Genomic DNA, 11244 nt, shown 5'->3' with positions numbered 1-11244 from the left:
CGCCCAGCTTGACCGAGATGATCGCCGTCAGGCCCTCGCGGATGTCCTCGCCGGCGAGGTTGTCGTCCTTCTCCCGCAGCAGCTTCTTGTCCCGCGCGTAGCGGTTCACCAGACCGGTGAGGGCCGCACGGAACCCTTCCTCGTGCATGCCGCCCTCATGGGTGCGGATGGCGTTGGCGAAGGAGTACACGCCCTCGGTGTACTGCGAGTTCCACTGCATCGCGATCGCTGCGGACAGTGTCCGCGAAGGGTCGGAGGCCTCGATGGAGATGACGGTGGGATGGATCGCCTCGCCCTTGCGGGAGTTGAGGTGGGCCACGAAGTCGACGATGCCGCCCTCGTAGCGGTACCGGACCGTGCGTGCCACCCGCTCGTCCCCGGACGCCGCCGGGGCGTCCGCGCCCGCCGGGGCCTTCGCCCAGGCGCGCTCGTCCGTCAGCGAGATGGTCAGGCCCTTGTTGAGGAAGGCCACTTCCTGGAAGCGCCGGGACAGCGTCTCGAAGGAGTAGCGGGTGGTCTCGAAGATCCGGTCGTCGGCCCAGAAGGTGATGGCGGTGCCCGTGGCGGTGGTGGCTTCGTGCCGTGCGAGCGGAGCGACGGGTTCGCCGTCCTTGAAGTCCTGGCTCCACCGGTGGCCGTCCTTGAACACCTCTGCACACACCCTCGTGGACAGGGCGTTGACGACGGACAGGCCCACACCGTGCAGACCGCCGGAGACGGCGTAGCCCCCGCCGCCGAACTTGCCGCCCGCGTGCAGCACCGTCAGGACGACCTCCAGGGCGGGCTTGCCCTGGGAGGCGACGATGTCGATGGGGATGCCCCGGCCGTTGTCCGCGACGCGTACGCCGCCGTCCGCGAGAAGGGCGACCTCGATGGTGTCGGCCACGCCGGCCAGGGCCTCGTCCACGGAGTTGTCGACGATTTCCTGCACCAGGTGGTGCAGGCCGCGCTCGCCGGTCGACCCGATGTACATGCCCGGCCGTTTCCGGACCGCGTCGAGCCCGTCCAGGACGCTGATGGCATCGGCGTCGTAGGTCCGGCCGGGGACCGGGCCGCCGGGGGCCGGCGAAGCGCGAACGGTGTCCGGAGACTGCTCGGTCGGGTTGCCGGGATCGGTCACGAAGGGCTCCTCAAGGGCAGCACGAGCCGCGCCCCGACGGGGGCGGCGCGTGGAGAACGGGCTGGGGACGCGGACCGGCCGGGCAGAGCCGTGGAGGGATGCCCGGATCCGAGGCCGACACACCGCATTCTATTTTCCCGCAGCCCCAAGTCCACGAGCCGATACCCTCCAGGAATCCCCAGGCGGGTGCGTGTGGCTCTTTCAGTCGATCGCCCCATCCCCTCCTTGTGTGCAGGGGTGTTGGCCGCCCAGACGGCCGTGTGCGCCTTTGGAGGGGGATCGGGCGGGAGCGCTCACGGGGGCAATCGAAAACGCGGGGCGGTGGCTCTGTCCGGCGGTGCCGACACCCGAGCCCCGGTGCCGCCGACCGGCAGGGCCACGCGCCGCACGATGCGCCGAGAGGAGTCCGTCAGGGCCGTCCGGACACCTGGAGGTCCTCCGTCCGGCGGCCCTGAGGCTCCGCAGCGGTGCGGCCGGTGCCGTCCCGCCGGCCCGGTGTCGCGCGCACCGGCCACCACATCCCCCGGCCCATCAGTGCCGCGGCCGCCGGGACCAGCAGGAGCGACACGACGAAGGCGGACAGCAGGATGCCCAGGGCCATGGCGAAGCCCAGCTGACGGGTGCCCGGGTCCGCGTTCACCGCGAGGCTGCCGAAGGAGGCCGCGAGGACCACACCGGCCGTGGCGATGGCCGGCGCCGTGTGCCGTACGGCGCGGGCGACGGCGGCGCGGGCCGGTCCCCCGTGGACCATCTCCTCACGGAGGCGGTCGCTGATCAGGATGTTGTAGTCCGTGCCCAGCGCCACCACGAACAGGAACAGCACCAGCGGCAGGACGAACGTCACGCCCGCCTCCCCGCCGAGGTGCTGGAAGACCAGCGCGGACGCCCCGAACGTCGCCGCGAAGCACAGCCCGACCGCCACCATCAGCACCACCGGCGCCGCCAGGCTGCGCAGCAGCACCACCAGGATCAGCGCGATCAGCGCCGCCGCCACCGGGAACACGGTCCGCAGGTCCCGGTCGACCGCCGTCGCCACATCGGCGAACACGGCCGCCGTGCCGCCCACATGCGCGGTGAGTCCGGCGGGCGTCGCCTCCCGGACGGCCTGGCGCACCGGGCCCGCCACGAGGTCCCGGGCGCGCTGCGACCGGGCGTCCACCGTCAGGTACGCGTCCAGTCGTGCGGCGGTTCGGTCGGCGTCGAACACGGGGGCGGCCACCTCGCCGACCCCGGCCACCTCCGACAGCGCCCGCTGTACGGTGCCCAGTTCCGCGGCGTCCAGGGCCCGGCCGCCGTCGGCGGTGACGTACACCGTCGTCGGGTCGGACACACCCGCCGGAAGAGCGCCGGCGATCTCCCGCGCCGTCGCGGCGGCCGCCGTCTCGCGGGGGGTGCCGCCGGTCCCGAAATCCATGCGGACACCCGCCACACCCGCCGCCAGCGCGCCGAGGAGGGCCACCGACGCGGCGAGCACCAGCACCGGGCGGCGCGCCACCAACGCGCCGGTGCGTCCGGCGGATCCAGGCCGCCCCGCCGTCGCAGCCAGGGTCCGCGACGGCCAGAACATCTTCCGGCCGGACACCGCCAGCAGCGCCGGCATCAAGGTCAGACTCGCCACCAGCATCACCAGCACCGACACCGCCACCGACGGCCCGAGCACCCGGAACTGCCCGAACGTCGCCAGGCCGAGCGTCGCGAACGCCGCCACGATCGTCAGCGCCGCCGAGGCCACCGCCGTCCCCACCCGCCCGGACACGTCCGCGGCCACCAGGCGGTGGTCTTCCTCCGGGCGCCGCCGCAGCTCCTCACGGAAGCGGAACAACAGGAAGAGGAAGTAGTCGACGCCGATGCCGATCAGCACGGTGCTGATCATGCCCGGTGTCCCCGGATCGAGGGCGAAACCGGTCAGGAGGGCCGCACCCACGACCGTGCCGACGGCGGCGCCGCCCACGACGGACACCGCGAACAGCGGGACGAAGGCGGCCAGGGCACTGCGGAACACCAGCACGTTGACCAGGACGATCAGCCCGACCACCAGCAGCCCGACCACCGTCTGCGTGGTCTCCTCCGCGTCGGCGCGGTCCACCACGTCCGCCAGGCCCCCCGTGAACCCCGTGCGCAGCCCCGCCTCGCCGAACTCCTGCTCGGCGCGGTCGCGGAAGACCCGGTACAGGGAGTGCATGCCGGGATCGGTGGAGTTGCCCCGCAGCCGCGCGCCGAGCAGCGCGAACGACCCGTCGGGAGCGGTCGTCACCAGGGCCACGCGGGGGACCTGGGAGTAGTCCTCGGAGAGCCCCCGTATCTGCTCCTCCGTCCACGGCATCTCCAGGCGCGTGGCGCTCAGGCCGTGCGCGACCGCCTCCACGCGCTGCCTGTCCGCGCCCTCCAGCGGCTTGCCGTCGCGCCGCGCCACCAGCACCGTCACCGCGTCGGCGTCGGGCTCCGCGCCGAACTCCTCCCGGGCGACCCGCAGCGCCGCGGCCGCCTCGTACTCCGCGGGGAGGAAACCCGCGCTGTCGGTGTGCGTCACGCGGAAGACGAGCGCCTGGCCCATGAGCGTCACGAAGATGCCGAGCACCGCCCACACGACGATGACCCGCCATGGTCTGCGGGTCGAGAAACCGGTCAGGGCACGGATCACGGGAGAGTCCTCCAAGAAGGGCGGGGCCGAAGGGGCCGCGGGAGCATTGGCGTCCGAGGCGGCCCCCGTGCCGGGTCGTTCCGGCACGTGCCCAGCACATCAGCCGCGTGCGGCCCGCACCTCGGAGCCGGGGACGAGAAACCCGCTGGGACCACGGGCCCCGGCCGTCCGGCCGCTGGGAGCCTGCTCCCAGCCGAGGCTCCCTCCCCGTCCCGACGCCACGGGCCCGCCGCACCGGCACCATGGGAGACTGAGCGGACGAACCGCAGGTCACCGGGGCGCAGACGGCACCCCGGGCAGAAGCGGGGACGCACACGGGGAGGCGGAGATGGGACGGCGCGCGGACGAGACGCGCCCCGGCCGGGTCGGGACGGCGAGCCGGCGCGGAAGGACGGCGCTGTGGAGCCAGCAGGACGGGCTCGTCGCCGTCGGCGCAGCGGCCGTCGACCTCGTGGGCTTCACCGTCACCAGCCAGATGGACCTGGGACACGTACCGCTGCACGGATGCCTGGTCACGGTCGCCGCCTCGCTGTTCCTGCTGGCGCGCCGCCGTGTGCCGCTCTGCGTCCTCGCGTGCGTCCTCGCGGCGAACACGGCCCTCACCTGGTCGAGTTCCGTGGGCCAGCACTACGGGGCCGCCACCGTCGTCGCCCTGTACACCGTCCTGCGCCACCACCGTGCCGCGGTCGGCGCCGCGGCAGCCGCCGGCTGCGTCGCGGTGCTCCACTTCGTCCGCCCGGGACTGCCCGCTCCCTCCCTCATCGACGTCGTCCCCAACGCCGCGTCCGCGCTGCTCGTGGCCGCCGCCGCGGCCGCGGTCGGCCGCTGGCAGCGCAACGCCCAGGCCCAGCGGCGGATGCTGGCCGAGCGGGCCGTCTCCGACGAACGGCGCCGCATCGCCCGGGAACTGCACGACATCGTCGCCCACCACCTGACCACGATGCAGCTGCTCGCCGGAGGCGCCCGGGCCAACCTCGACCGGTCCCCGGAGACGGCCCGCGAGGCACTCGTCACCCTGGAGGGCTCCGGCCGCACCGCCCTGCGCGAGATGCGCCACCTGCTCGACGTGCTGCGGGCCGGCGACGAGGACGACGAGAACGAGACGACGGCGCCGCAGCCCGGCATCGGCGACCTCGACCGCATCGTCGCGGACAGCCGCCGCGCGGGCCTTCCCACCACCCTCACCACCGACGGCGACCCCCGCTCGCTCCCGCCGGGCGTCTCCCTCGCCGTCTTCCGCATCGTCCAGGAAGCCCTCACCAACGCCCGCAAGCACGCGGGCGACGGCGCGCACGTCGACGTGCGACTCGCCTTCGCCGCCCACGAGGTGCGGGTCACCGTCACCGACGACGGCCCGCGCCCCGGCCGGCCCGCCGCACGCGGATCGGGCTACGGGCTCATGGGCATGCGCGAACGCGTCGCCCTGCACGGCGGCACCCTGCGGGCCGGCCCGGAGGCCGGGGGCTTCGCCGTCCGCGCCCGCCTCCCCCTGCCCGCCGACCGACAGGAGGCGTACGCGTGAGCGCGACCGTGAAGGTCCTCATCGCCGACGACCAGCCGCTCGTCCGCCGCGGCCTCGCCCTGATGCTCGCCCCCGAACCCGGCTTCCAGGTCGTCGCCGAGGCCGCGGACGGCGCCGAGGCGGTCCGCCTCGCCCACGAGCACCGGCCCGACGTGGTGGTCATGGACATCCGCATGCCGGTCCTGGACGGCATCGCCGCCACCGAGCGGCTCACCGCCGAACTGCCCGACTGCCGGGTCCTGGCCCTGAGCACCTTCGACATGGACGAACACGTCGTGGGCGCCCTCAGGGCCGGCGCGTGCGGCTTCCTGCCCAAGGACATCTCGCCCGAGGACCTCGTCGCCGCCCTGCGCGTGGTCCGCGACGGCGAGGCGATCCTCGCCCCGAGGCTCCTGACCCGGCTCATCTCCACGCACGTCACGGCCCCGGACCGCCGGGCGGCGCCCGCCGTGCCGTCCGCCGCCGAGGGGCTCACGCCCCGCGAGCGGGACGTGTGGCGGCTGATCGCCGCCGGCTCGGACAACGCGGAGATAGCCGACCGGCTCGGGGTGAGCGCCTCCACCGTGAAGAACCACATCACCGCCCTCTTCGCCAAGCTGCGGGTCCGCGACCGCGCGCAGGCCGTCATCGCCGCGTACGAGACGGGCCTGGTCACGGCACGACGGGAGGAGTGACCCGCGGATGCCCCGCCCGCGTCAGCCCGCGGCCCGGCGCCTGCCCCGCGGGCGGCGCGCGTACGGCATGAGCCGCGGCGGGCGTTTGGCTGCCAGGTCCTCCACCCAGCCGAAGGCCAGCACGAGCAGCCCGGCGAGCGGGAGCGCCACCAGCAGCGTGAACCACTGGCTGGACAGCAGCCACTGGAAGTGCGCGTAGACGAAGGGCACGCTCCAGAGCGGGTCGATCAGCGGGATGGCGGCCACGAGGGCGACCTGGTGCCAGAGGTAGACGCTGACGGCGCGCGCGTTGAGCAGGCTGACGAGGCCGTTCCACCGCTCCAGCGGCCTGGGCCACCGTTCCCAGGAGGGGCTGACGTGCAGGAGGAGGGCCACGAAGCCCAAGGACCACCATGCCTGCGCGACCGGCCAGGACTCGATGTCGGTTGCCACGGTGGGGTCGACCGGACGGGTCTGCAGGTACCAGAAGCCCGCCACCATGGCCAGGGGCGCGAGGGACGGCACCACGTACTGCGGGATCTTCTTGAGCAGCCCCTCCCGGTGGGCCATGCCGAGGATCCAGCAGGCGCCGAAGGTGGCGAAGTCGTTCGCGGTCTCCCAGACCCGGCCGTAGAGGAACTCCTGGTCGAGGAAGAACACGTTCATGACGATCACCATCGCCAGGGGTGCGCTCAGCGTCGCCACCGGAAAGCGCCGCAGCGCCCGCAGCAGCAGCGGCGAGAGCAGGACGTACCAGAGGTAGGCCCGGAGGTACCACAGCGGGACGACGATCTGCGCGGCCCAGGTGGGTTCCACGAACGGCAGGCCCGACAGCTCGTCCGCGTGCGGCGGGGTGCTCAGCGGCAGGAGCCAGAAGGCCAGCTTGGACCACCACCAGGCGGGATGGCCGTCGGACCGCGGGCCCCACCCGGCGTGGATCTGGAGGGCGACCACGACGGCGCCGAACAGCCACATCGGCGGCAGCAGCCGGCGCAGCCGACCGCGGATCACACCGAGGGCGGGACGGCTGAGCGAGCGAGCCATCAGCGAGCCGGCCAGGGCGAACATCACGCCCATCGACGGGAAGGCGAGGGGCAGCCAGAACCAGCCGAAGTTGTGGTAGAGCACCACGCGGCCCAGCGCCAGCGCGCGCAGCAGGTCGAAGTACCGGTCCCGGCCGCCCGTGCGCGCGGACGGCGCCGAGTCCCGGAGCCCGGGCTGCGCCTCCGGCTCCGGGTTCGGCTGAGGCTCGGCCCGCAGGCCGGCCGGGACCCTCAGCCGCAGGGTGTCCCCGGTCCGACCGAGGTCGGGGGATGCGGTCACGGTCAGGCCTCCACCGGTGCGGCGACCTCGCCGGTGCGCCGGAGCTTCTGCCAGCGCAGCCGGCCGCCGGTCATCGCCGTGATCGCCGACTGCAGCAGGACGAGGTACATGAGCTGCCGGTAGACCAGCTGCTGGATCGGCAGACTGATCAGGTGCCAGGGCTTCTCGCCGTCCAGCCGGAAGGCGTACCAGGACAGCGCCGCCTGCAGGAGGATGAAGCCGCCCCAGCTGGTGAGGGTGATCGGGGCGTCCCCGAACAGCACGCCGTACAGCAGGAACAGGTCGACCAGTGGCGCCAGCAGCGGGGCAACCACGCCGAACATCACGACGAGCGGGAGCCCGAGCCGGCCGAACCGGCCCGCCGGGCCGCGGGAGGTCACGGCGCCGCGGTGCTTCCACATCGCCTGCATGCTGCCGTAGCTCCAGCGGTACCGCTGGGACCAGAGCTGCTGGAGGCTGGCGGGCGCCTCGGTCCAGGCCCGGGCGCGCTCGGCGTAGACGACCCGCCAGCCGTCGCAGAGGACCGCGATGGTGATGTCGGTGTCCTCGGCGAGGGTGTCGTCGCTCATCCCGCCGACGCGCCGCAGCGCCTCCTTGCGGAAGGCCCCGACCGCGCCAGGGATGGTGGGGATGACGCCCAGCATGTCGTACATGCGGCGGTCCAGGTTGTGGCCGAGGACGTACTCGATGTGCTGCCAGGCGCCGATCAGGCTGTCGCGGTTGCCGACCTTTGCGTTGCCGGCGACCGCGCCGATCGCGGGGTCCCCGAAGGGCTGGACCAGCTCGCGCACCGTGGACGGCTCGAAGACGGTGTCCCCGTCCATCATCACGACGAGATCGTGCGAGGCTGCGGCGATACCGGTGTTGAGCGCGCCGGACTTGCCGCCGTTGGCCTGTCGGACCAGCCGGACGAACGGCAGGGCCATCTCCTCGACGATGTCGGCCGTGCCGTCCGTGGAGCCGTCGTCGATGACGATCACCTCGATCGGATGGTCACCGGCGGCCAGGGACCGGAGCGTGTTGGCTATGCACTCGCGCTCGTTGTACGCGGGGACGAGCACGGTGACCGGCTCGGTGACCGGCGGCCCCCACGCGTCCCGGCGCCTGGACCGGCGGGCCTGGAGCGGAGCGAGGACGAGCATCAGCGCGAACCGCCCGAAGTTGAGGGAGCCGACGACGGCCAGCAGCCCGACGAGCACCGGCAGGGTGAGCACGGCGACCCCGGTGGCCCAGATGAACCCCTTGCCCGCCCACAGCTGGAACCCGTGCACCGGCACGGTCGCGCTGGAGGCGCCGAGCGCCTCGGAGATGGTCGTGAAGCGGTAGCCCTGCGCCTGCAGCCTGTCGATGATCTGCACGAGCGCGGCGAGGGTCTGGGTGCGGTCGCCACCCGCGTCGTGCAGCAGGATCAGCGCGCCCGCGCCGGGCTTCGCCGGCATCGCCGCCTTCACGATCGCGTCCACGCCGGGGCGCTTCCAGTCGTCGGTGTCGCGGTCGATGAACGCGGTGAGGTAGCCGCGCGCGCCCACGTACTTGATCACCGGGTAGTTCCAGTCGTCCATCGCGGTGGCGTCGGAGGAGTACGGCGGGCGGAACAGCGCGCTGTGGACGCCCGCGACGCCGGCCAGCGCCAACTGCGTCTGCGCCAGTTCCCAGCTGATCCGGGCGCGGGACTGGTACACCAGGTCCGGGTGCGTGAAGGTGTGCACCCCGAGTTCGTGGCCGCCTGCGACGATCTGCCGGATCAGCTCCGGGTGGCGCGTCGTCATCGCGCCGGTCACGAAGAAGTCCGCACGGACGCCGCGGGCCGCCAGCACTTCGAGGATCTTCGGAGTCCACTCCGGCGAGGGGCCGTCGTCGAAGCTCAGGACCGCGGTGCGGTCGGGGATGCGGTAGCTGACGGGGTGCTCGTTCCTGTCGCCGCGCGCGTCGATGACCGGACCGCCCTTGAGCAGGTGGTCCGGCACGGTCGTCTTGTCGACCGAGACCGCGATCCGGGAGTCGTGGAACGCCTCGTTCGTGGCGAGACCGCGCAGGACGAGGAGGGCGAGCAGGCAGGCCAGCAGGGACAGCGGCATGAAGAAGCGCAGGGGCGGCGCGGCCAGTCGGCGCGGCCTGAGCAGGGACTGCCGGCGGCGCTGGTGGCGGGACAAGGGCGCTCCAGGAGACGGTGGTGCGGGGGATCAGGGTTGTTTCGCCGGGCGGCTCGAAGGCTTCGCCCCGCGCGATGCGGCGGTCGCGGGTTTCGGCGGGGCGTCGGCCGTTGCCGAGGGAGCGGCGGAGGTCTTCGGCGGGGCGGCGGAGGTCTTCGTCCGCGGCGCCGCCGACCGTGTGGCCGCCGGGGTCGGCGGCGCCGAGGCCGGCGCGGGCGCCCGGGCCTGCGACACGGAGGGCAGGGGTGCGGGCGCGGCCGGGCGCGTGGGCTGCACCGGTACGACCATCGCCGGGGCGTCCGCCTGCACACCGATCAGGCTGCTGCCCATGGCGACGGCCAGAACAGCACCGACGATCGAGACCGGCCAGCCGAAGCCGCGCAGCCTGCGGCCCCTCAGACCGGACTGGTCGACGAACACGGGCACGGGATCGGGTTGCTCGGAGTAGGCCGATCCGCGTTGCACGGGCGTGATGGCTGGGCGCACCTTGCGAGGCCTTTCATTGCAGGGTACGTAGACCGCGGGATCGCAGGGCGAACGCTAGCCCACCATCCCGAGGCGATCCGGCCCGCATGTCCTCGTTTGCCCCGATCCCTCCACGAGCCGTGACCGGATCGAAACGGAATTTGTCATTCCGGCCGGTGGGGTCGGACGCCTTAGGATGACGACCCCGTGGGATCGACCGCCGATCCCCCGGAGGGCGTGTCCAGGTACCGCCTCTCCGCACGCCCCGAGGAGCCCGTGTTGAGCCAGCCCCGCCGCACCCGTCGCCGCCGCGTGCGGACCGCGCTCACGCCGGTCGCCCTCCTGTGCGTGCTCGCCGCCTGCTCCGGCGGCCCCGGCGACGATGCCGCCGCGCCCGCCGCGAGCACCTCGCCCACCCCCTCCGGCCCGCCGGGAACCCTCTTCGACACCTTCCACTACAGCGGCCCCGACGACCCCGCCCTCGCCGCCCACGGCTGGGAGGTCCGTACCGGTGGCGGCGGCCCCGGCATCAAGGGCACCTGGTCCGCCGCCGGTGTCGCCTTCCCCTCCGACGCGACCGCCCAGGGGGGCAGGGCACTGCGGCTGCAGTCCTCCACCGACGGCACGGAGCAGGGCACCCGCCAGGTCGAGATCCAAGGCACCGGCAAGAACCTCTTCACGGGAACGTTCGCCGCCCGGGTCCACTTCAGTGACAAGCCCACGAGCGGCCGCAACGGGGACCACGTCGTCCAGACCTTCTTCCCCATCTCCCCCTCGGACGCCTCCGACAATTACAGCGAGCTCGACTTCGAGTACCTGCCGAACGGCGGCTGGGGGTCGACCGGTCCGCGACTCGACAACGTCAGCTGGCACAAGGCCGATCCGCCGGACCGCGTCAGCCACACCCTCAAGCGGCACGTCGAGGGCTGGCACACCCTGGTGGTCACCGCGATGGACGGAAAGGTCACCTACTCCATGGACGGCAAGGAGCTGTTCACCAGCTCCGGCAAGTACGTCCCGCGCGAGAAGATGGACATCCACTTCAGCAACTGGTTCATCGACCTGCCCTTCACCGGAGCCCCGCGCACCTGGGACATGAAGGTCAACTGGGTCTACTACAAGGCCGACGAGGCCGTCGCGCACACGGACATCCAGAAGACGGTGGACGCCTTCTACACCCAGGGCACCACCTACGTGAACACCGTCCCCAAGCCCTGACCCCAACCCCGCGGCGGTACGGAGCCCTCCCGTTCGGCGGTCCGGCGGCCGGCCCGGTCCCGCGGACCGCCGAACGGGAGGGCTCCGTACCGCCGCGGGGTTGGGGTCAGGGCTTGGGGACGGTGTTCACGTAGGTGGTGCCCTGGGTG

8 protein-coding genes are annotated in these 11244 nt (G+C 73.1%); 4 read left to right on the top strand and 4 right to left on the bottom strand.

Going from position 1 to position 11244, the window contains the following annotated elements; genetic code table 11:
- The coding region (locus EF903_RS19930) for an ATP-binding protein (protein WP_312845945.1) at positions 1 to 1120 on the bottom strand (1120 nt) is incomplete at its 3' end.
- Positions 1121 to 1529: 409 nt separating this feature from the next.
- Positions 1530 to 3761: an MMPL family transporter gene (locus EF903_RS19925; protein WP_125545053.1), complete on the bottom strand. Its 2232-nt coding sequence runs from the start codon at positions 3759 to 3761 to the stop codon at positions 1530 to 1532.
- A 328-nt stretch (positions 3762 to 4089) separates the two neighbouring features.
- Here EF903_RS19925 and EF903_RS19920 point away from each other — a divergent pair, with 328 nt between their 5' ends.
- Both EF903_RS19920 and EF903_RS19915 read left to right on the top strand, forming a co-directional pair.
- Positions 4090 to 5283 (top strand): sensor histidine kinase, encoded by a 1194-nt coding sequence (locus tag EF903_RS19920; protein WP_185902733.1) that lies wholly within the window; start codon positions 4090 to 4092, stop codon positions 5281 to 5283.
- Positions 5280 to 5957, top strand: coding sequence for a response regulator transcription factor (locus tag EF903_RS19915; RefSeq protein WP_125545049.1), 678 nt, complete (start codon positions 5280 to 5282; stop codon positions 5955 to 5957). The genes EF903_RS19920 and EF903_RS19915 overlap by 4 nt, the downstream gene beginning before the upstream one ends.
- Before the next feature lie 21 nt (positions 5958 to 5978).
- On the opposite strand, the gene EF903_RS19910 is transcribed toward EF903_RS19915, so the two are convergent.
- Both EF903_RS19910 and EF903_RS19905 read right to left on the bottom strand, forming a co-directional pair.
- Positions 5979 to 7259, bottom strand: a complete 1281-nt coding sequence (locus EF903_RS19910; protein WP_260615638.1) for an acyltransferase — start codon at positions 7257 to 7259, stop codon at positions 5979 to 5981.
- Positions 7260 to 7261: 2 nt separating this feature from the next.
- Positions 7262 to 9337: a bifunctional polysaccharide deacetylase/glycosyltransferase family 2 protein gene (locus tag EF903_RS19905; protein WP_185902732.1), complete on the bottom strand. Its 2076-nt coding sequence runs from the start codon at positions 9335 to 9337 to the stop codon at positions 7262 to 7264.
- On the opposite strand from EF903_RS19905, the gene EF903_RS19900 reads away from it, so the two are divergent.
- The gene (locus tag EF903_RS19900) at positions 9336 to 9860 is read left to right on the top strand and encodes a hypothetical protein (protein WP_125545047.1); all 525 of its coding nucleotides are present in this window, start codon (positions 9336 to 9338) and stop codon (positions 9858 to 9860) included. The two genes, EF903_RS19905 and EF903_RS19900, sit on opposite strands and share 2 nt — an antisense overlap.
- Positions 9861 to 10156: 296 nt before the next feature.
- A complete protein-coding gene (locus EF903_RS19895) occupies positions 10157 to 11095 on the top strand; it encodes a glycoside hydrolase family 16 protein (RefSeq protein WP_125545045.1) in 939 nt (312 codons plus the stop codon).
- Positions 11096 to 11244: the final 149 nt, after the last annotated feature.

Origin of the sequence: Streptomyces sp. WAC05292, from assembly GCF_003949955.1 — a bacterium.
GTDB lineage: Bacteria > Actinomycetota > Actinomycetes > Streptomycetales > Streptomycetaceae > Streptomyces > Streptomyces globosus.
The sequence above is the reverse complement of the archived record's forward strand: the minus strand, read 5'-3'. Positions and strand labels throughout refer to the sequence as shown.